The following is a 21,639-nucleotide window of genomic DNA, read 5'->3' as shown; positions in this document are numbered from 1 at the left end:
CATGCCACGCGGGCGCATCGGCTAAGATAGCGGCGTCGTCGCCGCGGCAGGCGCAGTGCGCCGCGCTTGCCATCCACGAGGCGGGCTTCGAGCGGCTGCTCGCGGCGCCACATACTCGGTGTTTTCGCCAGGCTCCCGGCCTGTACGTATCGGCCGGGGGCCGAGGAGCCTCAAATGGACCGAATTGCGCTGATATGTGTGGGCGTCCTGGGTCTCTTGCTATTCGGCCTGGGACTGTCCATCTCTTTGCTGCGTTTTCGCGAGGGCACCCTCTCGGGCTGCGAGCCCGACCCGGCAAGCCTGCTGCACAAACTCGTCCGCGCGCATGCGAACACCGCCGAATATGTCCCCTTCCTCGCGGTGCTTTTTGTATTTCTCGGCGCGCGAGCGCCTTCGCCGGCAACGGTCGCGCTGATCGTCGCGGCGACCGTGTGCCGCTGCCTGCTCGTCATCGGGCTGATCGCCTTTCCGACGATGGCAAGGCCCAACCCTGCGCGGTTCGTCGGTGCGTTGGGGACCTATGCGGCCGGCATCGCGCTCTGCGTTTCGTTGCTGCGGTGAGTGGTGGCAACCCGATCAGGCTCGGCCCGGCGCGACGATCATGCACACCGCCGTGGCCGTCGCGACAAGCTTGTCGTCCTGCCACAACTCTCCATCGACATTGCATACGCCGCGCCCCCTACGCACCAGCGTAGCGCGGCCGATCAGCCTGCCGGGCTTCGCGGGCCGCAGGAACGACGTGTTCAGATTCAGCGTTGCGCAGTGCTCGCCCTCGGCGAGCGTCGAGGTGACGAGCGTTGCCGTCACGTCGTCGAGCATCGCGCAGAGCATGCCGCCCTGCACTTGGCCCGCCGGGTTCAGGAACGCCGGAGTGCCCACGTAAGCGGCTTCGAGCGCGTCCTCGCGTAGCGCAAGCAATGTGCCGCCGAGCGTCGTCGTGATCGGGGGCGGCGAACCATTCTCGCCGTACAGGTTTGCATAGGTCGGCTTTTCGTCGATTTCCATTTAGGGATCCTCTTTTTGTGTATCCGCTCGCGGCTCACTCGCCGCGAAACACCGGCTTGCGCTTCTCCTTCCACGCGAGTGCGCCTTCGCGCAGGTCGTGCGATGCGTCCGCCTGCGCCACATCGCGCCGGAACTCGTCCACGTCGAGCGTGCCGCTCGCAATCCGGTTCAGATGCTTTTTCATGCCAAGCAGCGCGAGCGGCGCCATGCCAGCCAGCTCGCCGCTCAAGCGATCCATTTCGTCCGGTAACGTTGCACGCGCAACGACATTATCGAGGAAACCGCAGGCCGCCATTTGCGCGGCGTCGAATGTGACAGCGCCGAGCAGCAGCTTTTTCGCCACATTCAGGCCGAGCCGCGAGGCGTAGCGCTGCAAACCGCCGCGATAGAAAAGCAGCCCGAGCCGCGCGGCCGGTACGAACATCTCGCTTGTATCGACGCCGATGCGAAAGTCGCAGGCGAGCGCGAGATCGGTCGCGCCGCCATAAACGCCGCCGTTGATCGCGGCGATCGTCACCGGGCGCGCCTGCTCCAGCTCGTTCGCGAGCGCCTCGAAACTCGCGCCAGCGTTCCCGTCCAGGCTGCCGATGTTGAATCCGGCGCAGAAGTGCCGGCCCTGCGCACACAAGCGCAGCACGAGCACCTCGCGCCGCGCGTTCACGTCGCGAATGAAGCCGCGCAGGGTGACGAGGTCTTCAGGCTCGAGACGGTTCGCCATGTCGGGGCGGCGCAGCGTGATCGTCGCGATCGGTCCGGCAACGCAGAGTTCGGGCTGCTGACCTGAGGAATGAGCGGGTTTCGAGGTCATCTTCAGCCTCAGTGGAAGTCGTAGATCTGCATGGTAGTCTCGCCCGCCTCGATACGCTTGCAGATTGCGGCTTCGTCGGCCTCGCGCTTCATGCCCTTCGCCACCACGTCCGCTGCGCGCGCACGAGGAATGGCCACCACGCCATCGCGGTCCCCAACGATCAGGTCGCCCGCGCTGACCGTCACGTTGCCGATCATCACGGGCTCGTTGATCCAGCCGATCGCTCCATAGTCCTTGCCCGTACCGCGAATCGAAAGCCCACGCGAGAACACCGGGAAGCCTATCGCTTCGAGCAGGTCGGCGTCGCGTACGGCGCCGTCGATCACGAGACCCGCGAGAGCGCGCGCCTTCGCGGCGGTCGTCATGACCTCGCCCCAGTAGCCATGCTCGTACACGCCACTCGTGTAGACCACGAGCACGTCGCCCGGCTGCGCAAGCGCGATGGCGCGATGCAGCCAGAGGTTGTCGCCGCCCGGCGAGTGCACGGTGAGCGCCGTGCCGCAAATCCTGAAGCCCGGCGCCACCGGTTTGATCGCGGCAGGTAGCGCGCCGATCTTGCCGCCGGCTTCGTGCAGCGTGGCTGCCGGCACATTGCGTGCGGCCTCCACCACGCGTGTCTCGACGCGTTCGATCGCAGTGCGAATCGTCGCTGCCCAATCGTGCTTTTTCATCGTTATTGACCCCGCGTCTGCAACTGATGGTACTTGAACTGTTTGCGTGCTTCATCGAGACGCATGCCGCCACGGCAAGCTTCGCGAATCGCTTCCTCGGCATGGTGGATGGCCTCGGCCGTGTCGAGCACCGCGTCTTCGTGCTCGCGCGGAATCACGATCACGCCGTCGGCGTCGCCGCGCAGGATGTCGCCGGGCTGCACACGTGCCTCGCCGATGTTGACCGGAATGCCGCTCGCTTCGACCTGCACGCGGTCCTTGCCCGTGCGCATCCAGTGATCGCGGCTGAACACCGGGTAGCCGAGCCTCAGGCACAGCGCCACATCGCGACAAATGCCGTTGATCACCGTGCCGGCAATGCCGCGGCGGTGCGCGATTTCGGTCAGGATGTCGCCCCACACGGTCGCGTCTTCACGCCCGCCGTTATCGAGCACGATGACCGCGCCTTGCGGAACGTCGTCGATATAGTCGCCCACCGTGCCGGGCGGGTTCGCGGCGGGACCGTACTTGAGCGTCCACGCGCGGCCCGCGAGGCGGAAATCCGTGCTGCGCGCCTTGATCCTGTAGCACTGGCCGTTGATGCCGAGCTTGTCGAGCGCGTCGGAGAGCGTGGCCGTATCGAGCCGGCCTGCGCGCTCCACGTTACGATCGTTGCGATTGTCGTTCGTCGTCATGGTTCCTGTTTTTCCGTGGACTGGAGATGTGCTCATGCGAGCATGTGTTCGTAGTTGCCGCCCATCACCGTGCCGACCGGCGTACCGGCGAGAATCGCCTTGGCCATTGCGGCTTCCTTCGCGACGATCATCTCGGCGGTGTCCAGCACGATGCCGATATCGGCGGCGCGGATGAAGATCACAGCGCTGTTGTCGGCCACGACATAGTCGCCGGCTTCCACCTGCACTTCGCCGATCTGCACCGGCAGGTTGGTGCCCTTTTCGACCACACGGCCGCGCGCTGTGCGCGCCGTGGTCGCGCGGCTGAACACCGACAGCTCGTAACCAATGGCTTCGTCGATGTCGCGCACGTGGCCGTCGGCCACTACGCCGGCGACTTCGCGCACCTTTGCCGCAAGCGAGAGCAAGCCGCCCCAGCAGCCCGCTTCCACGCCGCTGCGCTGCTCGACCACGATCACGTTGTCGGCGCCGGCCTGCTCGAGCGCGGTGCAGCCCAGATGCACGGGCGGTCCGGGCGGGGCTTCGCCGGTGCCGAGCTTCACGGTGATCGCACGGCCGGCAATGCGGCCCTGGCCCGAGCGCTGCGGCAGTCCGCTCACCACGCCGGGCAATTTGAGTTTGTCGAGCGCATCCGAGACGGCGCAGCAGTCGAGCCGCCGCAGGCGCTGTACGTTTTGGTCAGCCATGTCGTTGTATTCCTTCAATGTCTTTGCTAGCGAAGCGGGTCAGTCCAGTGTCTTCCACGCGGCGAAGCACAGGCCCGTGCCGGTCAGCGCGGGGCTGCGGTAACCCGGCGTGTACGAGACCCATTCGAGGTCGAGCGACTTGACCGCCTCCACTGCGATGATCCAGTTGCGGATTTCCGAGCTGCCCGCCTGCAACTGCTTCGGGTCGAGCGCAGCAAGCCACGCGCTGTCCTTGCGGCGGATCGCTTCGATGATGCCGTTGTCGAGTTCCTCGTCCACCACGAAGTGCGAGAGGCCGCCAGAGGCGAGCACGCCCACGCGCAGGTCTTCGGGGTAGGCCTCGATCAGCTCGCGCAGCGCGGCGCCGAGCTGGATGCAGCGGCGCGGCGTGGGCTGGTTGGGCGGATCGAAGGTATTGACGATCACCGGGATAATCGGCAAATCGAGGCCTTGCAGGTAGCGGCGGTGAATGAACGAGAACGCGTGGCCCTCGTACTGGCCGCGTTCGAGGCCGTCCATTGCTGCCATGTCGAAGTCGCGCTCGCAAAGCTCTCGTATCATCCAGCGCGCCATCGCCGCCTTCACGGGATAGTGCACGTCGGCTTCGGGCTCCTGGCGCATGGTGCGCGCACGTGCGTACCAGCTATCGTTCGGGCCCGTTTCGCGCTTCGCATTGCGGATCGTCTCACCGTAATAGATCGCGAATGCCGGGTTGTTCGTAGTACGAAACAACTCAGTCTGATCGTCGCCGACGACGATCAGTACATCTAGCTTCGCGGCGCGGATACGCTCGCGCAATTCGTCCATCGCCGCTTCGGCCTGGTCGTAACGCTCGCCCATGCGTTCTGGCGTGACCATTGTCTCGGCTTCGGCGCTTGCTAGCTCGAGCAGCTCGCCGTACGTGACATGATTGCCTGCCTTGTCGAAGTAATGCGGGTTCTTCGGGTCGACCGCGCGAAAGCCGTGCTGCCAGTCTTCGCGCTGCGACACCAGCATGATGCTATGCGACGAGCCGAATGCGGCTACGAGGCGTGCCATTTCGTCTCCTTTTCCTGTACGTTGTTGCTCGCGTTGTTGTTTAGCCTGCGCGCGCTCACACCACGAATGCAGCGCGCCATTGCTCGATCTGTTCGTCCGCGTAGCCGAGTTCGCGCAGAATGGCCTGCGTATGCTCTCCTTGTTCAGGCGCGAGCCGGGGCGAGGCCTCGCGCGGGTAGCGCGAGAGGCGGAATGGCTGGCCGACGAAGGCGACCTCGCCCTTGCCCGGCAGTTCGACCGGCCAGGCCATGCCGAGATGCTTGACCTGCGGATCTTCGAACACCTCGTCGATGCGGTGAATCGGTCCGCAAGGCACGCCGGCCTTGATCAGGACTGCCGTCCATTCCTTCGTCGTGCGCGTTCTGAAGACCTCGCTCACGGCACGATTCACAGCGTCGCGGTTCGCCACGCGAGCGGGGTCGGAGTCGAAGCCCGGCGCGCAAGCGAGATGCCCAAGGCCGAGCGCCTCGCACAGGCGCGTCCACATCGTCTGGCCGATCGCCGCGAGATTCAGATACCCATCCTTCGTCTCGAACACGCCAGTCGGGACCGTGAGCGGATGTTCGTTGCCCACCTGCTGCGGCACCTTCTTGTCCACGAGCCATTGCGCGGCCTGGAAGTCGAGCATCGCGAGCTGCGCTTCGAGCAGCGAGGTCTGCACCCACTGGCCTTCTCCCGACGCTTCGCGTTCGAGCAGCGCAGTGAGGATGGCCATGGCGCAGAAGTGGCCCGCACAGAGGTCCGCGATCGGAATGCCCACGCGCATCGGGCCTTCGTCCGGGTTGCCGGTCACGCTCATGAGGCCGCCCATGCCCTGCGCGATCGAATCGAAGCCCGGCCACTTCGCATAGGGACCGTCCTGGCCGAAGCCCGAGATGCTCGCATAGACGAGACGCGGATTGATGGCGCGCAGCTCGTCCGGACCAATGCCGAGGCGATACTTCACGTCGGGGCGAAAGTTCTCGATGAAAACGTCGGCGTGGCGCACCAGCTCATGAAGAATCTCGCGACCCGCGGGATCCTTCATGTTCAGCGTGAGGCTTTCCTTGTTGCGATGCAGGTTTTCATAGTCGGCGCGATTGTGGTCGCGCCCGCCTATCATGTCGTCGCCGCCGGGCGCGCCAGGCGGAATTTCGAGCTTGATCACGCGCGCGCCCATGTCGGCGAACAGGCGCATGGCGGTTGGGCCCGCGCGCACGCGCGAGGCGTCGATGATCGTGAAGCGTGACAGCGCGCCCTTGCGGGCCGCAGGCGTAGCCGGGTTGTCGTTGATTGCGGCGGTCATCGGCATTCTCCCTCAGGCCGGAGTGAACATCGGAACGGGATAGCCGCCGTCGCTCGGCTTGAACACGACCTGCACGCGCCGGCCGATGGCGAGCGTGGCCGGATCGCAGTCGACGAGATTGGTGAGCATCGTCACGCCTTCGTCGAGCGTCACGTAAGCCAGCGTGTAGCGTGCCTCCTCCTTGCCCATCGCGCTGTACGAGTAGATCGTGCCTACGCCCTTCGACTCGATCCATTCAGTGTGTGCGCTCAGGCAGTGTGGGCAGATGTCGCGCGGGTAATAGTGCGTCTCGCCGCAGTCCGCGCAGCGCTTCACGACCAGGCGCCCCTCCTTCGCGGCCTCCCAGAACGGCAGTGCCTCGGGAAGAGCGCGCGGCGCAGGAACGCGGCGCGGACCGACGGGTTTCACGGCCTGGTTTGCCGCTCTTCCGGATACTGAAATCTGATTAGTGGTACTCATCGTTAAGCCCGTTCTAAAATGAGCGTTGCGGCCGTATGACGTGAAGCCAGTGCGCCGCCTATGCCGCTGGCGAGCGCGAGATCGCAGTTCGGTACCTGCACGGCCGGGTGCGCTTCGCCGCGCAACTGGCGCACCGCCTCGATCACCTTCGTCACACCGCCCCGGTTGGCGGGATGGTTGTTGCACAGGCCGCCGCCATCGGTGTTGAAAGGCAGCTTGCCCACGCCCGAAATCAGGCCACCGTCCTGCACGAACCGGCCGCCCTCGCCCTTCTTGCAGAAGCCGAGATCTTCAAGTTGCATGAGCACCGTGATCGTGAAGCTGTCGTAGAGCGACGCATACTTGATATCGGCCGGCGTCACGCCGGCTTCCGCCAAAGCCGCCGCTCCCGACCACTTCGCCGCCGACCACGTAAGGTCGATCTTGCCGCCCGCGGCGTGCTTCGGCGCTTCGCCCGTGCCACGCACCTTCACGAGCGGCCGCTTGAGCTGCCGCGCAATCTCGGGACGCGCGACGATCAGCGCGCCGCCACCGTCACTCATTACACAGCAGTCCAAACGATGTAGCGGGTCGGCGACCATCGGCGAATTCACGACCTCTTCCACGGTCACGACGTTGCGCAGCATCGCGTGCGGGTTGTGCTGGGCGTGCTGCGAAGCCGCGACCTTGATCCACGCGAGCTGCTCGCTCGTGGTGCCGTACTCGTACATGTGGCGCTTCGCGACCATGCCGTACAGGTTCTGCGTGGCCGGGCCGAACGGCAACTCGAACTGCACCTCAGGCGCATCGGCGTCCGGCGCCTTGAGTGCGAGCGCCGCGCCCGCCGCTCGCGGGCGGCCCGCGAGCGTGATCAGCGCGACGTTGCAGCGGCCCGCTGCTATGGCCTCGGCCGCGTGCGCGACGTGGAGGATCGGCGCGGACCCGCCACATTCGGTCGAATCGACGTGGCGCAGCTTCAGGCCCAGGTATTCGGCCATCGTCGTGGTGCCGAGGCCCGGCGCATCGCCCGCGCAAAAGTAGCCGTCGATGTCGTCCTTCGTGAGGCCGGCGTCTTCCAGCGCGCCTTTTGCGACGTCGGCGTGCAGGCGTGCCACGGAAAGGTCGTCGGCCTTGCGCGTGGGGTGCTCATACGCCCCGACGATATAGGCTTGTCCATTCAGGCTCATATGGCCTCCTGAGCAAGTCGCTGCGTAGTAAAGCGATTCAGATGCCAGGTGGCGTCGCCATAGGTCATGTTGATGGCGAACATGCGCTTCGCGTAGTGACCCGCGCGGCACTCTTCGGTCATCCCCATCGCACCGTGCAACTGGATGGCCCATTCGCCGGCGCTCTTGCAGGCATCGCCGATGAAGGCCTTCACAGACGAAACCAGGCGGCCCCGGCGCACCGGGTCGTTTTCGTCGACGGCCATCGCCGCGGCGCACGCCATCGACTTGCCTTGTTCGAGCGCGATCAGCATGTCGGCGACGCGATGTTGCAGCGCCTGAAACTTCGCGAGCGGCGCGCCGAACTGCGTGCGCGTCTTCAGATGCTCGGCCGTCAGTTCGAGCAGCGCCTCCAGCGCTCCCACCGATTCCGCGCACAGCGCCGCGTTGGCGCGGTCGAGTGCCGCTTCGATGAGGGTGTAGGCCTCTCCGGCCACGCCGATCAGGTCGGCGTGGCTCACAGCGACGTTCGTGAAGCTCACGTGGGCTGCTTCGCGTGCATCGATCGTCGCGAAGTTTCGCAGCGTGACGCCGTGCGCCTTCGAATCGACGAGAAAGAGCGAGAGGCCGTGCGCGTCGCCGCGCTCGCCCGAGGTGCGCACCGCCACGACGAACGCGTCGGCGATGGCCGCGTCGAACACGAGCGTTTTGGTGCCGTCGATGCACCAGCCGTCGCCGGTTTCCTTCGCCCGCACCGCGAGGCGCGTGAGGTCGTAACGCACATCGGCTTCGCCGACCGCCAGTGCGAGCACCTTCTCGCCTGTCGCAGCCGCTTCGAGCCATTGCGTGCGCTGCTGCGCGCTGCCTGCCGCGCCGATCAGCGCAGCGGCAGGCATGCCGCTCGCCAGCCATCCGGCGCCACCCAGCGCGCGGCCCAGTTGCTGCGCGACGAGCATCGTCTCGACCGCGCCGTAGCCGCTGCCGCCCTGCTCGGGGTCGATGGTGAGGCCGGTAATGCCGAGTTCGGCAAGACCCTGGCGGCGGTGCGCGGCAAGCGCCGCGTCTTCGGCGTCGCCGCGCTGGTGCGCGGGATATTCGCCGTCGCAGAAGCGTCGTACCGCATCCTGCAGCGCGACGTGATCTTCAGTCAGAGAAAAGTCCATGATTTATCGTGTCCCGCTTCAGGCATTGAAGAACGCGCGGCTGATCAGGTTGCGCTGGACCTCGTTGGTGCCGCCGTAGATCGATAGCTTGCGCGCGTCGAAGTAATTGGCCGCGACGGCAATCACGTCTTCGGGGCTCGGCGGCTCGCAGCCCGCCTGGTCCAGCAGCGCCGCCTCGTCGAACGCGATGGCGTCGGGCCCGGCGACTTCCGCGAGCAGTGCATAGATGGCCTGGCGCAGTTCGGTGCCGCACACCTTGAGCATCGAAGCCTCGACGGCCGGCACGCGGCTCTGCTGGTTCGCGCTCAACATGCGCAGGCCCGTGAATTCGAGCGCCATCAGCTCGATCTCGAAGCGGCTCACGCGCGCCTCGAAGAGCGGGTCGCCCGCGAGCCCCTGCCGCTTGCCGAGCTGCTTGACGCGCGCAAGCTGCTGCTTGCACGAGCCGATGCCCGCAATGCCCGTGCGTTCGTGACCGAGCAGATACTTGCCGTACGACCAGCCCTTGTGCAGCTCTCCTACGAGGTTCGCCGCTGGCACGCGCACGTTGTCGAGGTAGACCTCGTTGAGATCGGTGCCGCCTTCGAGCATGCGGATCGGTCGCAGCTCCACACCCGGCGACTTCATGTCGATGAGCAGGAACGAAATGCCTTCCTGTGGCTTCGCGCTCGGGTCGGTGCGCACGAGCGCGAACATCATCTCGCACCAGTGCGCATAAGACGTCCAGACCTTGTGGCCGTTGACGACAAAATGATCGCCGTCGAGCACGGCCGTGGTCCGCACGCTCGCCAGGTCCGAGCCCGCGCCGGGTTCAGAGAACCCCTGCGCCCACCACGTTTCGCTGCGGCGAATGGCCGGCAGGTAGCGTTCCTTCTGTTCGGGCGTGCCGAACGCGTTGAGCACGGGGCCGAGCATGTTGATGCCGCTCGCGATGATGCGCGGCGCGCCGCCAACGAGCGTTTCCTCGTCGAAGATGTAGCGCTGCAGCGGCGTCCAGCCCGGGCCGCCGGCCTCCTTCGGCCAGGACGGCGTGATCCAGCCGCGCTCGTAAAGATGCGTGTACCACTCGACATAGTCGCTACGTTCGAGGCGCAGGCCGAGTTCGGCCTTGCGCTTGAGTGCCGGCGACAGGTTCTTCCTGACGAACTCGCGCACCTCGGCGCGAAACGCCTCGTCCTCTGCGGAGAATTCCAGTCTCATTGATCTGTTATCCTGATTATTGATGATCGCCAGCGCGGGCGCCGCATACCACGAGCGCATCGAGCGCGAGCACGCGCTCGGGGTATGCCACGAGCGGGTTCACGTCGATCTCGGTGATCTGCGGGTTCGCGCGCATTTGTGCGCCGATCGCGGCCACGGCCCTGGCGATGGCCGCCACGTCCACGCCCGCTGCACCGCGCACGCCATCGAGCAACGCGGCAGCCTTCAGGCGGCGCAGCTCGGTCACGATGTCGGCTTCGGCCATGTCGGCGGGAATCAGGCGCACGTCCTTCAGCGCTTCGATCCAGATGCCGCCAAGGCCAACCAGCATGACGGAGCCCCACTCCGCATCGCGCTTCGCGCCCACCACGAGTTCGAGACCGCGCGGCCCCATCGCCTCGACGAGCGCACCGTCGAGCTGCAGTTCCGGGCGATGCGAAGCCACGCTCGCGTGCAGCTTGTCCCAGCCTGCGCGCAGCGCGTTCGCATCGGCCAGGCCGACCACCACGCCGCCCACGTCGCTCTTGTGGGGCAGCTCGCTCGCCTGAGCCTTGAGCACGACCGGGTAGCCAATTTCATCTGCAATCCTGATCGCTTCGTCGAGCGTCTTCGCAAGACGCCCCGGCGGCACCGGCAGCCCCGCGGCGGCCAGCCACTGCTTGCCCCGATATTCGGCGTAAATGCCGTTGGCGGGCACCGGGCCCGGCAGCGCAATTGCTGCCGGCGGCGCGCTTTGCGCACGCGCCGCGCGCTGCAACGATTCGCCGTAGGCCGCCACGCGGGCGCAGGCGCGCAGCGCGCGGTCCGGCGAGCGGAAGAACGGCACGCCGCTCGCGGCGATCGCCTCCGCGAAGAACGGCTCCAGCGCGTTGTTGTCGCCCATCACCGCGAGCACGGCCGGCTTGGTGGCGCGCGCGAGCGCCGGCACCAGGTGGTCGGCCTTGTCGCGCTGTGCGATCGGCGGCCCGCCCATGATCGAGAGCACGAGGCTGCCGATGTTCGGGTCGGCGAGCACGGTGTCGATGAGTTCGCCGATCAGGCCCGGGTTGCGCACGCCTATCGTCGTGTAGTCAAGCGGGTTGTCGGCAACGGCGAAGTCGGGCAGCAGTCCGGTCAGCTTCTGCAGCGTCGGCGCGGTGAGCGGCGGCAGGGTAAGGCCGATGTCGTCCGCGAAGTCGAGCGTTATGTTCTTCACCGCGCCCGATGCCGTCATCACCGCCGTGCCCGCCGCGGGCGGCACCGGGAAGCGCGCGAGGATCGTCGTGGTGTCGAACAGTTCGTCGAGCGAGTCGACCACCACCACGCCTTCGCGGGCAAGCAGCACACTCGCCGTGGCATGGTCGCCCGCCAGCGCGCCCGTATGCGACTGCGCCGCTTCGCGCGCCCGCGCGCTCTTGCCCGGCATCAGCATCACGATCGGCTTGCCCGCCGCGCGCGCTTCGCGCGCCAGTGCCAGGAAGGTCTGCGGGCGGCGCACCTGCTCGGCATAGACGGCAATCGCGCTCGTCTGCGAGTCGGCGATGAACCACGCGAGATAGTCCTCGATGCCGAGCACGGCTTCGTTGCCCGTGGAAACCGCCGCCGTGATCGGTTGGCCACGGCCCATGAATGCGTCGCGCAGGTTGGCGGCCATCGCGCCGCTTTGCGCGACCACGCCAACGCCCTTGCGGCCCGCGCACGGATACGGCGCGAGCGCCTCGAACGTGACCGGCACGCCGGCCTCGAAGTTCGTGAAGCCCATGCAGTTCGGGCCGATGAGCGCCATGCCCGCGGCGTTCGCGGCATCGGCCAGCGCCTGCTGCTTCGCTCGGCCTTCCTCGCCCGCTTCGGCATAGCCCGAGGCGAAGATGACCGCTGCGCCCGTGTGGTGCGCACCGAGCGTGCGCACGGCGTCGAGTACGCCCGCCTCCGGAATGCAGAGCACCGCGAGGTCGATGCCTTCTGGCAGCGCCTCGACGCTGTTGACACAGGGGCGGCCATTGATTTCCTGGCTGCTGCGCGAGACGAGGTGGATCTCGCCCGCATAGCCGAACCGCTCGAGATTCTGCAACACGAAATTGCCGAACGAGCGCGGGTCGGCGGAAGCGCCCACCACCGCGATCGATCGCGGCTTGAGCACGCGTTCGACGGGCAACACGCCGGCGGCTTCGGAGAGTGACTTACTCATCAGGTCATGCCTCTTCTTGATTGGGATCCCGGAGCTGGCATACCAGGATCAGTTCGATTGAGAGCCATTCTGGCATACCAGATGAGCATTCTCAATACACCAGAGGTCGATTTTCATGGTTAGCGTTTTCCCCTAGTCGGCTTTCGGCGAGCCTCCGCCACACCCCTATCTTATTGATTTTCATAAGATTCCTGACAATCCCGGCTTGCATCCACGGGCCAGATCCGCCGCATAAGAAAAACCTCTCATTGAATACCACAGAGACGCACTGGTATATTTAAGCCATCGAACACCAGCACTCGTGCCTTCCATGAAACCTGTAGTCGACCTCTACGCCGAACGCGAGGGCCCTGTGCCCGACCTGCCGGAAGCGGCGCCGCGCATGCGGGCCAGTCTCGCGAACGACATCCGCGCGACGCTGCAGGCCGAGATTGAGACGGGCCAGCTCGCACCGGGCGCGCCCATCGACGAACGTGCGCTCGCCGCTCGCTTCAACGTGTCGCGCACGCCGGTGCGCGAGGCGCTCCAGCATCTCGCGGCGCGCGAGCTCGTGCTGATCTCGCCGCGTCAGGGCATCACCGTCGCTCGGCTGTCGATTGCGAAGGTGCGTTCGATGCTCGAGTACATCGGGGAACTGGAGGCGCTGTGCGCGCGCTTTTGCGCCAGACGCGCGAGCGACACGCTGCGCGAAGCGCTCGACCGCGCGTTGATGGCGTGCCAGCAGGCCGCCGTGGAGGGCGATGCGGGCGAGTACGCACGCGCCAACGCGGCCTTTCACGACACGATCTACGAAGGCAGCCGCAACGAGTGCCTGGCCGACCAGATTCGCGCGGCGCGCCGCCAGTCGGCGCGCTACCGCGTGGCCGACCTGCGCAACCGCAGCCAGATCAGCCGCTCGCTGCAGGAGCACTTCGAGATCGCCCGCGCGATCCAGGCCGGCGACGAAGCGAAGGCCGCCGATGCGATGCGGCGCCACGTTCCCGCGGGCACGACCGGCTTTTCCGAATTTCTCGCCGCCGTGCCGCGCCACTTTTTCGATTTCGGACCGGGCCCTGACCGGGAAACGAAGTCGTCCTGAACAATTCATACGGAGACAACATGCCCCGCTCCATCGACGTCCCAGGCCTCGCGCACAACGCCCCGATCCCGGTGGGCGCGCGCGTGGCCAACGTGCTGTGCTCGTCGGCGATCGCCGGCAAAGACCCGGCAAGCGGCAAGCTCGCCGCCGCGCCCGCCGACCAGGCCCGCCTCGCGTTCGAGAACCTCAAGCGCTTTCTCGACGCGGGCGGCGCGACGCTCGCCGACGTCGTGAAGCTCACCGTGTACGTGAAAGACGACAGCGTGCGCGAGCCCCTCAACGAACACTGGCTCGCGCTCTGGCCCGATCCGGCGCAGCGGCCCGCACGCCATATCGTCGTGCACGACCTGCAGCACGGCATGGCCCTGCAACTCGAAGCCCTCGCCGTGGCGCAGTGAGCGACCGCCCCTTCCTCCAACGCAGCGCACTCCTTCATTGAAAAAGGTTCCAACGTGATCATCGATTCCCACGCCCACGTCGTCATGCCGCCCGAGAGCTTCCGTTACATGGCGGAGCTGATTGGCGGACGCGCCAACCCGTCGACCCAACCCAATGTGCCCGACGCCTCGGTGCGCAAGATGGCCGAAGAGCTCGTGCGCAGCATGGACTCGGTCGGCACCGACGTGCAGTTCATCTCGCCGCGCCCCTACCTGCAGATGCACTCGGTCAAGCCCGCGCGCGTGACCGAACTCTGGTCCCGCCACTGCAACGACTTGATCGCGCGCTTCGTCGCGATGTTCCCGGACCGCTTCCGCGGCGTGGCGGGCCTGCCGCAGTTCATGAACGAATCGCCGGCAGTGCGCGTGGTGGCGGAACTCGAGCGCTGCGTGAACGAGCTGGGCTTCGTGGGCTGCCTGCTGAACCCGGACCCGACCGAATCCGAAGGGCCGACGCCGCCGGGCCTGGGCGACCCGTTCTGGTATCCGCTCTACGAGGCGATGACGGCACTCGACGTGCCCGCGCTGATCCATTCGGCCGGCAGTTGCAGCCCGCGCGAGTCGTACACGCTGAAGTTCATCAACGAAGAGAACATCGCGGTCATCTCGCTGCTCGAATCGGACGTGTTCCAGAAGTTCCCGAACCTGAAGATCGTGGTGGGCCACGGCGGCGGCGCGATTCCCTACCAGATGGGGCGGTTTCGCTCGTGGGCCGTGCGCCGCAACCACCCGCAGACTTTCGACGAGCAGTTGCGCAAGCTCTATTTCGACACCTGCAACTACTCGAAGGAGTCGATCGAACTGCTGCTCAAGGTGGCCGGCACCGACAACGTGCTGTTCGGCACCGAGAAGCCCGGCACCGGCAGCGCACGCGACCCCGTCTCGGGCCGCGACTATGACGACATGAAGCCGGTGATCGAGAGCATCGAGTGGCTCACGGAAGCGCAACGCCGCAATGTTTTCGAGTGCAACTGCCAGCGTGTCTATACGCGCGCCTTCCGCCATTATGAGGAGGCCTGATCATGGGGATGACCGCTGAAGAAAACGAACTGCTCACGCGCGTCGAGAATGGTGCGCCGATGGGCGAAATGATCCGCCAGCATTACTGGATGCCTGCCGTGCCCTCGGCGAAGCTCGAGGCGGACGGCTCGCCCGTGCTCGTGCGCCTGCTCGGCTCGAACTACGTGGCGTTTCGCACGACTGACGGCAAGGCCGGCGTGATCGACGAACTGTGCCCGCACCGCAAGACCTCGATGATGATGGCGCGCAACGAGCATAACGGCCTGCGCTGCATCTTTCACGGCTGGAAGGTGAATGCAGAAGGCGCGGTGATCGAGGCGCCTAACCAGGTGGGCGACCAGGCGCAGTTCTGCAAGCGCGTGAAGACGAGCCAGTACTGCGTGGAGGAGCGCGGCGGCATCGTCTGGGTCTGGCTCGGCAAGGCAGACACGCCCCCGCGCTTTCCCGACCTGCCGTTCACGCAACTTCCGGCGGACCAGCGTTCGGTCACGTGCGTCGAGGTGCCGACGAACTGGGTGCAGGGCGTGGAGGCATCGATGGATTCGTCGCACGTGGGCGTGCTGCATGAATCGACCACGCAGATCACGGCCGGCGGCGGCAACGAGCGCCTGCATATGACCAAGGCGCTCGCGCCACGGCTCGAATTCGAGGAGCGCCCTTACGGCTATCGCTACGCCGCGCTGCGCGACCTTCCCGACGACAAGATCTACGCACGCGTGAACAACTTCGTGATGCCGTGGTACGGCATCATCTGCGCGCCGGATTCGAGCGGACCGAGCACGGTGTTCTTCTCGACGCCCGTGGACGACGTCACGCATCGCGCCTGGTTCGTGCATTTCAACCCCACGCGCAAGCTCGGCATGACCGTGATGTCGGCCACGCCCGATGTCTGGAACTTCCCGCCGCTGCCACCGGGCACGCGCGAGAACGGCTTCGGCCAGAACCGCGACCTCATGAAGCGCGGCCACGCCACGGGTTTTCATCAGCACCTGGGCACCGAAGACTTCGCGATGTTCCTCGGCCAGGGCCCGATTGCGGACCGCACCACCGAGCAGCTTTGCTCGGCCGACGGCGCCGTGCTGCGCGTGCGCGCGCTCTTGCTCAAGTCGGCGCGCGAGTTCATGGCCGGCAAGACGCCCACGCTCGCCGACAACCCCGAGCTCGACTATTCGCGCGCGATCTCGATTGGCGGCGTGCTGCCAACGGGCACCGACTGGCGCGTGCTGACCGAAACCGCTTAACCCTGTCCCTGGAATGACTTCGATGCTCGCCCCGATGTTTGCACCCTCGGTTCTCACACTGCGCGTGGCCTCGATCGACACGCCGACTTCGCTCATCAAGTCGTTCACGCTCGAAGCGGCCGACGGCGCGCTGTTACCCGGCTTCGAGCCGGGCGCGCACCTCCAGGTCGAGATCCCGTGCGCGACGGGCGGCGTGCCGCAGTGGCGCTCGTATTCGCTGATCCATCTCGACCCGGCTGTCGATCCGCGCGCCGGCGTGCGTGCGTACCGTCTGGGCGTGCGCCGCGAAGAAGAAGGCCGTGGCGGCTCGCGCCACATGCACGCGCTCGAAGTGGGCGCCACGCTCACCGTGCGCGCGCCCGTCAACCACTTCCCGCTCGCCGCGCCGCCGCGCGTGCTGCTCATTGCGGGCGGCATCGGCATCACGCCGATCGTCTCGATGGCCAGCGCGCTCGCCGCGCAGCAACGCGACTTCGAACTGCATTACAGCGGCCGCACGCGCGACGCGCTGCCGTTCGTCGAAGAACTACGCATGCTCGCGGGGGAGAAACTCGCACTGCACGCCGACGACGATCCGGCCACGCGCCTCTCGATCGACGCGCTGCTCGACGGCGCACAGGTGAACCAACCGATCTACGTGTGCGGCCCCGCGGGCATGATCGAAACGGTGCTTGCCGCCGCGCGCAAGCGCGGCTGGCACGAATGCGATCTGCACTACGAATTGTTTACCGAAGCCGCTCCACAGGAAGGCGACACGACGTTCGAAGTGGAGCTGAAGTCTTCGGGCAAGCGCCTCACCGTGGCCGCCGACAAGTCGCTGCTCGACACGCTCATCGAAAACGGCGTCGATGTGATGTACGACTGCCGCGCCGGCTACTGCGGCCTGTGCACGACGCACGTGTGCGGCGGCGAGGTCCAGCATCGCGACACGTACCTTTCGGATGCGGACAAGGCGAGCGGCAAGGTCATGCAGGTCTGCGTATCGCGCTGCAAGAGCGGGCACCTCGTGCTCGACCTCTAACACCCTCAATGGCATTCAAGTGGAATTCAGAATGAGCGAAACCCTCGTTACTTACGAACTCGACGGCCCGGTCGCCCTGATCGGCCTGAACCGTCCCGACAAGCGCAACGCCATCAACGAAGACGTGATCTCGCAACTGCGCGACGCCGTGGTGCGCGCCGGCGAAGAAGCCGACGTTGGCCTGCTGTTCGGCCACGGCGGCAACTTCAGCGCGGGCCTCGACCTGCGCGAGGCGCTAGCCCGCGCCACCGGCCAGAGCACGCCGCCGCGCAAGCGCCGCCGCCACTCGTGGCACGAAGTGTTCGACATCATCGCGCGCGGGCCCATCCCGTTCGTCGCGGCGTTGCACGGGGCCGTGGTGGGCGGCGGCCTCGAACTCGCCACGGCTGCGCACGTGCGCGTTGGCGATACGACAGCGTTCTTCGGCCTGCCCGAAGGCCAGCGCGGCATTTTCGTGGGCGGCGGCGGCACGGTGCGCATTCAGCGCGTGATCGGCTACAGCGTGATGGCGGACCTGATGCTCACGGGGCGCCTGCTTTCGGCCGAAGAGGGATTGCGCGAGCACGTCATCACGTATCTCACACCGCCGGGCGAAGCGCTCGCCAAGGCAAAGGAGCTCGCCGCAAAGATCGCGCAGAACGCGCCGGACACCAACTGGCGCATCACCAACCTGCTGCCGCGCGTGAATGATCTCTCGCACGAGGACGGCCTCTTCCTCGAGTACATGAGCTCGAACATGGCGCGCTCGCCCGAAACCGCGAAACGTCTGCAGGAATTCGTGGACGGCAAGGCGAAGCCGCTCGAGCGTCCCGACTCGCAAAAGGCAACGGCCTGAGGTCCACATAAGGTCTGCATAACGCCCGCATAAGGCGTACGAACCATGAATACAGCAAACGAACTGAATCCGCAGGAAGCGGCCGCGCGCGAAGCGGCGCTCGCGCATGTGAAGGCCGCGGAGAAAGCCGCCGCGCAGATCCCCGTCGATAACGCCACGCCGCGTCCCATCGCGCGAGCGGCGGTGATCGGCGCGGGCACGATGGGCGGTGGCATCGCGATGGCGCTCGCCGCCGCGGGCATCCCCGTCACGCTCATCGACGCGAAGGCGGCAGGCCTCGCGCAGGGCCTCGCCCGCATCCGCGACAACTACGAGAGCAGCGTGAAGCGCGGCAAGCTCGAAGCCGCGGTGCGCGACGAGCGCCTCGCGCGTATCACGGGCTCGCTCGCGATCGCCGACGTGAAGGACGCCGACATCGTGATCGAGGCCGTGTTCGAAGACCTCGCGCTCAAGCAGGGCATCTTCCGCGAACTCGATGCGCTCGCGAAGCCGGGCGCCGTGCTTGCCACGAACACCTCGGGCCTCGACATCGACGAGATCGCCGCCGTGACGAAGCGTCCCGCCGATGTGGCGGGCGCGCACTTCTTCAGCCCCGCGCACGTCATGCGGCTGCTCGAAGTCGTGCGCGCGGCGCAGACCGCCGACGACGTGATCGCCACACTCATGGAGCTTGGGCGCCGCATGGGCAAGGTTTCGGTGCTCGCGCGCATCTATCCGGGGTTTATCGGCAACGCGCTCTTTCGCAATTACAACCGCGAGGCGCACTTTCTCGTGGAAGACGGCGCGCTGCCGCATGAAGTGGACGCGGCGCTCAAGGAGTTCGGCTACGCGATGGGCATTTTCGCGGTGCACGACATGGCCGGCAACGACGTGGGCTACCAGACGCGCAAGGCGCAGATGGCGACGCGCCCCACCGACCGCCGCTGGAACGATCTCATCATGAAGCTCGTCGAGATGGGGCGGCTTGGCCAGAAAAGCGGCAAGGGCTGGTACCGCTACGAGCCGGGCAGCCGCGAACCGCAGCGCGATGAGGAGCTCGAACGCTTCGTCGTCGAAGAATCAGGACGCCTTGGCATTACGCGCCGCCCCATTTCCGCCGAGGAAATCGTCAAGCGCTGCGTGTACGGCATGATCAACGAAGGGGCAAAGCTGCTCGAACAGGGCATCGCCCTGCGCGCGAGCGATATCGACGTGGTGTACGTGACCGGCTACGGCTTTCCCGCACATCGCGGCGGCCCGATGTACTACGCGGACCAGATCGGCCTTGCGAACGTCTGCCGCGACATCAAGCGGCTTCACGACGAATACGGCTATTGGTGGAAGCCGGCGCCGCTGCTCGAAAAGCTCGCGGCCGAAAACGGCTGCTTCGCCGATCTCTGACCGATGCTCGCCGTGCGCACGCGCACGGCGGGTTGCGGGGCCGATCTCGAATCTCCATGGTTCGAGGTTGGCATTGGCCGGAGTCCGGTGGATTTCGGCGCCGGTCGTGTAAGCGGAACGCAACACCAATGCGGATGTCCGGCGATAGGCCGCCCGCACCAGTGGCACCGCCAGCTGACTTTCGCTTACTGACACCCTGTTCCCGTCGTCCATGTATGGGAGCCAGCGGACGGTCAATTTCAGGTCGGGCTGCCAGTCTGAAGGCAAAGTGGTGCAGCACGTCACGCCAGTTTCTCCAGGGCGACCATCACGTCTAAATTCGCCAACCGGACCACCTCCACCCGAGACGCCTGCGTGTGCTGGACCTTCAATTCCAAACATGACGATGAGATCGGGCGAGTAGTTCAGCGAACTCATATCGCCGCTCTGGAGTTCAACATGACGGGAAACGTTGATCGGCACGGTTGACCGGCCCTGAATAGTGGTGCACCCGGCGGCGGCGAGTGCGGCCGTCGCGATAGCGGTGATGCACGCGTAGCCCATTCTTTTCTTCATATTTCCCTTTCCGGAGACAGACCGGCATGTGTCGCGTCATCGACCCAAAAAATTCCTGACCGCAGACACTCAATATCACCCTGTTCTTCGACGGAACGAACAACAATGACGATCCAGGTAACACCACCTGGCGGGATTCGCTCAAAAAGACTCATACCAATGTTGCCCGGCTCCGCAACATGGCCATCCTGGAACGGAACAAAGGAATTTTCTGGTCCTACGCTCCAGGGGTTGGCACTCCATTCCCGGAAATCGGTGAGACGATCGATACGCAGGACGGCAAGGCGCTGGCAAAGGGATTCAATCAGCGTTGCGTCTGGCGCTATGCGCAGCTACTGAATTCTGTCTACTTTGCAATAACGAAAGACCCCGACCGCTCTATTGTTCACAATACGGATCTGAAGAAATTTCGCGACAACGGCGCGCGCAACGATACAACGGCAATGAAGGCCGCTGTTCACCGGCTGAGCGTTGCGCACCAATAGGCCTTTGACGAGGGCCGCTATCCGAGCACTGTCCGCCAGGTCTGGATCAATGTCATTGGCTTCTCACGGGGTGCGGCGGCAGCACCCGCGTTTGTGAACCGCCTCGTCAACCATTGGGCTCCTGGCGGCAACCTCAGCGAGATGTCCGGCAAGTATGCGATCCCGTATCAGGTCAATTTCATGGGCCTGTTCGATACGGTGGCGTCTGTCGGACTACCCGACTCGACCCGTTCCGCTGTCGATCTCAACATGTTCGACGGCCATTCAGGCTTCTGTGCAGACGGCGGGCTCGACATTCCCGATTCGGTGCGCTTTGGCTATCACGCCATTTCCATCCATGAGCAGCGCATGAGCTTCCCGCTCGACTCGATTGCGAAGGGCACAAGCTACGGTCCGCACATCCGGCAGGAAATTGCCTATCCGGGCGTGCATTCGGACGTGGGCGGTGGCTATGCGCCCGGTGAGCAAGGGAAGGCATGTAACGAAAAGGGCATGGGCGACGATTCGTTCAAGCTCAGCCAGATCCCGCTGCACGATATGTTCATCGCTGCGCTTAGGTGCGGCGTTCCGATGCATACACAAAAGACGCTGGATACAGACAGAAAATGGCCGATCTGTTCAACGAGGACTTCGCAATTGCCCCGGCAATGGTCGAAGCGTTCAACGCCTGGCTGCTTACCACTGAGCCCATTGATACGGTGAGCGACGCGCTGCAGTTCGGCATGGGACAGATGCTGGCCTGGCGCAGGCTGCGAGCGCGGGTCGGTACGTGCACCTATGTGACGGACCAGCGATTCCAGTGGGCTACCGAGGACAGCCTGACCCCGCGCAAAGTCACCAGGCGTGTAAAAGACGTGAAAAAGTCGGACCCGCAATACCAGGCGCTGAACCGCCAACTGGACAGCGCCATGATCGCGAAATCGGCGGCAATGGGCAGTAACAGTTACCCCGCCAACATGGCCGAAGTGAAATCGCTCGACAACCGGATTACCGGACTACGAGACGCGATCCGCGAGCGAGGTGAGGTCCTGTGCGGACTCATCGCCTATCCCGATGCAAAACCGCCCAGAAGTGCGCGGCCCGGTGAAGGGCCTTACGATATCGGCACGAACGACCAGACAGACTTGCTTCAAGGGGCTGAAGAGATGCGACTCCTGCTTGCGCATCTGTTCCCCGAAGAGCGTGAAATCTGGAAGGTCAGACAGACCATGCCGGTCAATCCATCGCCCAATGCGTACCCGGCAACACCGCAGGTGACGCTGTCCGTCACGCACGACCAGAAGACG

22 protein-coding genes and 2 pseudogenes are annotated in these 21,639 nt (G+C 65.5%); 11 read left to right on the top strand and 13 right to left on the bottom strand.

Annotation, left to right across the window (positions count from 1 at the left end):
* Positions 1 to 174: 174 nt before the first annotated feature.
* Entirely contained in the window at positions 175 to 561 is a 387-nt protein-coding gene (locus VMJ11_RS14485; protein ID WP_325620083.1) for an MAPEG family protein, read from the top strand.
* Between the two features lie 15 nt (positions 562 to 576).
* Here VMJ11_RS14485 and VMJ11_RS14480 read toward each other — a convergent pair whose 3' ends face one another.
* The 12 genes from VMJ11_RS14480 to VMJ11_RS14425 are packed head-to-tail and all read right to left on the bottom strand — an operon-like array spanning position 577 to position 12,301.
* Positions 577 to 1,005: a PaaI family thioesterase gene (locus VMJ11_RS14480; protein WP_325620082.1), complete on the bottom strand. Its 429-nt coding sequence runs from the start codon at positions 1,003 to 1,005 to the stop codon at positions 577 to 579.
* Between the two features lie 34 nt (positions 1,006 to 1,039).
* Positions 1,040 to 1,813 (bottom strand): enoyl-CoA hydratase/isomerase family protein, encoded by a 774-nt coding sequence (locus tag VMJ11_RS14475; RefSeq protein WP_325620081.1) that lies wholly within the window; start codon positions 1,811 to 1,813, stop codon positions 1,040 to 1,042.
* 8 nt (positions 1,814 to 1,821) lie between these two features.
* Complete coding sequence (locus VMJ11_RS14470; protein WP_325620080.1) at positions 1,822 to 2,484, bottom strand: 4-carboxy-4-hydroxy-2-oxoadipate aldolase/oxaloacetate decarboxylase; 663 nt, start codon at positions 2,482 to 2,484, stop codon at positions 1,822 to 1,824.
* A gap of 2 nt (positions 2,485 to 2,486) precedes the next feature.
* The gene (locus VMJ11_RS14465; RefSeq protein ID WP_325620079.1) at positions 2,487 to 3,158 is read right to left on the bottom strand and encodes an RraA family protein; all 672 of its coding nucleotides are present in this window, start codon (positions 3,156 to 3,158) and stop codon (positions 2,487 to 2,489) included.
* A gap of 32 nt (positions 3,159 to 3,190) precedes the next feature.
* Complete coding sequence (locus tag VMJ11_RS14460; protein WP_325620078.1) at positions 3,191 to 3,844, bottom strand: RraA family protein; 654 nt, start codon at positions 3,842 to 3,844, stop codon at positions 3,191 to 3,193.
* A 39-nt stretch (positions 3,845 to 3,883) separates the two neighbouring features.
* Entirely contained in the window at positions 3,884 to 4,882 is a 999-nt protein-coding gene (locus VMJ11_RS14455; protein WP_325620077.1) for a protocatechuate 3,4-dioxygenase, read from the bottom strand.
* 55 nt (positions 4,883 to 4,937) lie between these two features.
* Positions 4,938 to 6,167 carry a CaiB/BaiF CoA-transferase family protein gene (locus tag VMJ11_RS14450; protein ID WP_325620076.1) on the bottom strand — a complete coding sequence of 410 codons (1,230 nt, stop codon included), beginning with the start codon at positions 6,165 to 6,167 and terminating at the stop codon, positions 4,938 to 4,940.
* A 12-nt stretch (positions 6,168 to 6,179) separates the two neighbouring features.
* Positions 6,180 to 6,626 carry a Zn-ribbon domain-containing OB-fold protein gene (locus tag VMJ11_RS14445; RefSeq protein WP_325620075.1) on the bottom strand — a complete coding sequence of 149 codons (447 nt, stop codon included), beginning with the start codon at positions 6,624 to 6,626 and terminating at the stop codon, positions 6,180 to 6,182.
* A gap of 2 nt (positions 6,627 to 6,628) precedes the next feature.
* Complete coding sequence (locus VMJ11_RS14440; RefSeq protein ID WP_325620074.1) at positions 6,629 to 7,792, bottom strand: thiolase domain-containing protein; 1,164 nt, start codon at positions 7,790 to 7,792, stop codon at positions 6,629 to 6,631.
* Positions 7,789 to 8,934 (bottom strand): acyl-CoA dehydrogenase family protein, encoded by a 1,146-nt coding sequence (locus VMJ11_RS14435; protein WP_325620073.1) that lies wholly within the window; start codon positions 8,932 to 8,934, stop codon positions 7,789 to 7,791. Before VMJ11_RS14435 ends, VMJ11_RS14440 begins: the two co-directional genes overlap by 4 nt.
* Before the next feature lie 18 nt (positions 8,935 to 8,952).
* The gene (locus tag VMJ11_RS14430; RefSeq protein WP_325620072.1) at positions 8,953 to 10,134 is read right to left on the bottom strand and encodes an acyl-CoA dehydrogenase family protein; all 1,182 of its coding nucleotides are present in this window, start codon (positions 10,132 to 10,134) and stop codon (positions 8,953 to 8,955) included.
* 16 nt (positions 10,135 to 10,150) lie between these two features.
* On the bottom strand, positions 10,151 to 12,301 hold the full coding sequence (locus VMJ11_RS14425) for an acetate--CoA ligase family protein (RefSeq protein WP_325620071.1): 2,151 nt from the start codon (positions 12,299 to 12,301) through the stop codon (positions 10,151 to 10,153).
* Between the two features lie 310 nt (positions 12,302 to 12,611).
* On the opposite strand from VMJ11_RS14425, the gene VMJ11_RS14420 reads away from it, so the two are divergent.
* Genes VMJ11_RS14420 through VMJ11_RS14390 form a run of 7 tightly spaced genes read left to right on the top strand, consistent with a single transcriptional unit; the run spans position 12,612 to position 19,313 of the window.
* Positions 12,612 to 13,379 (top strand): GntR family transcriptional regulator, encoded by a 768-nt coding sequence (locus tag VMJ11_RS14420; RefSeq protein ID WP_325620070.1) that lies wholly within the window; start codon positions 12,612 to 12,614, stop codon positions 13,377 to 13,379.
* 20 nt (positions 13,380 to 13,399) lie between these two features.
* Entirely contained in the window at positions 13,400 to 13,777 is a 378-nt protein-coding gene (locus VMJ11_RS14415; RefSeq protein WP_325620069.1) for a RidA family protein, read from the top strand.
* 54 nt (positions 13,778 to 13,831) lie between these two features.
* Positions 13,832 to 14,836: an amidohydrolase family protein gene (locus tag VMJ11_RS14410; RefSeq protein WP_325620068.1), complete on the top strand. Its 1,005-nt coding sequence runs from the start codon at positions 13,832 to 13,834 to the stop codon at positions 14,834 to 14,836.
* Between the two features lie 2 nt (positions 14,837 to 14,838).
* Positions 14,839 to 16,077: a Rieske 2Fe-2S domain-containing protein gene (locus tag VMJ11_RS14405; protein ID WP_325620067.1), complete on the top strand. Its 1,239-nt coding sequence runs from the start codon at positions 14,839 to 14,841 to the stop codon at positions 16,075 to 16,077.
* A 22-nt stretch (positions 16,078 to 16,099) separates the two neighbouring features.
* On the top strand, positions 16,100 to 17,098 hold the full coding sequence (locus tag VMJ11_RS14400) for a PDR/VanB family oxidoreductase (protein WP_325620066.1): 999 nt from the start codon (positions 16,100 to 16,102) through the stop codon (positions 17,096 to 17,098).
* Positions 17,099 to 17,129: 31 nt separating this feature from the next.
* The gene (locus VMJ11_RS14395) at positions 17,130 to 17,933 is read left to right on the top strand and encodes a crotonase/enoyl-CoA hydratase family protein (protein ID WP_325620065.1); all 804 of its coding nucleotides are present in this window, start codon (positions 17,130 to 17,132) and stop codon (positions 17,931 to 17,933) included.
* Between the two features lie 45 nt (positions 17,934 to 17,978).
* Positions 17,979 to 19,313, top strand: a complete 1,335-nt coding sequence (locus VMJ11_RS14390) for a 3-hydroxyacyl-CoA dehydrogenase (RefSeq protein ID WP_325620064.1) — start codon at positions 17,979 to 17,981, stop codon at positions 19,311 to 19,313.
* Between the two features lie 216 nt (positions 19,314 to 19,529).
* On the opposite strand, the pseudogene VMJ11_RS34480 reads toward VMJ11_RS14390, so the two are convergent.
* Positions 19,530 to 19,730 (bottom strand): annotated as a pseudogene (locus VMJ11_RS34480) (DUF3304 domain-containing protein); the annotation flags it as partial.
* 212 nt (positions 19,731 to 19,942) lie between these two features.
* Between VMJ11_RS34480 and VMJ11_RS14385 the strand changes: the two are divergent.
* From VMJ11_RS14385 to VMJ11_RS14375, 3 genes and pseudogenes are all read left to right on the top strand, one after another.
* Positions 19,943 to 20,353, top strand: a complete 411-nt coding sequence (locus tag VMJ11_RS14385; protein ID WP_325620092.1) for a phospholipase effector Tle1 domain-containing protein — start codon at positions 19,943 to 19,945, stop codon at positions 20,351 to 20,353.
* A 93-nt stretch (positions 20,354 to 20,446) separates the two neighbouring features.
* Positions 20,447 to 21,055, top strand: a complete 609-nt coding sequence (locus tag VMJ11_RS14380) for a DUF2235 domain-containing protein (RefSeq protein WP_325620063.1) — start codon at positions 20,447 to 20,449, stop codon at positions 21,053 to 21,055.
* Positions 20,959 to 21,639: pseudogene (locus VMJ11_RS14375) on the top strand (DUF2235 domain-containing protein); the annotation flags it as partial. The gene VMJ11_RS14380 and the pseudogene VMJ11_RS14375, both read left to right, overlap by 97 nt.

This window comes from Paraburkholderia sp., assembly GCF_035501035.1.
In the GTDB taxonomy this organism is placed as follows: Bacteria; Pseudomonadota; Gammaproteobacteria; order Burkholderiales; family Burkholderiaceae; genus Paraburkholderia.
This window is presented reverse-complemented; position numbering and strand designations above follow the sequence as displayed.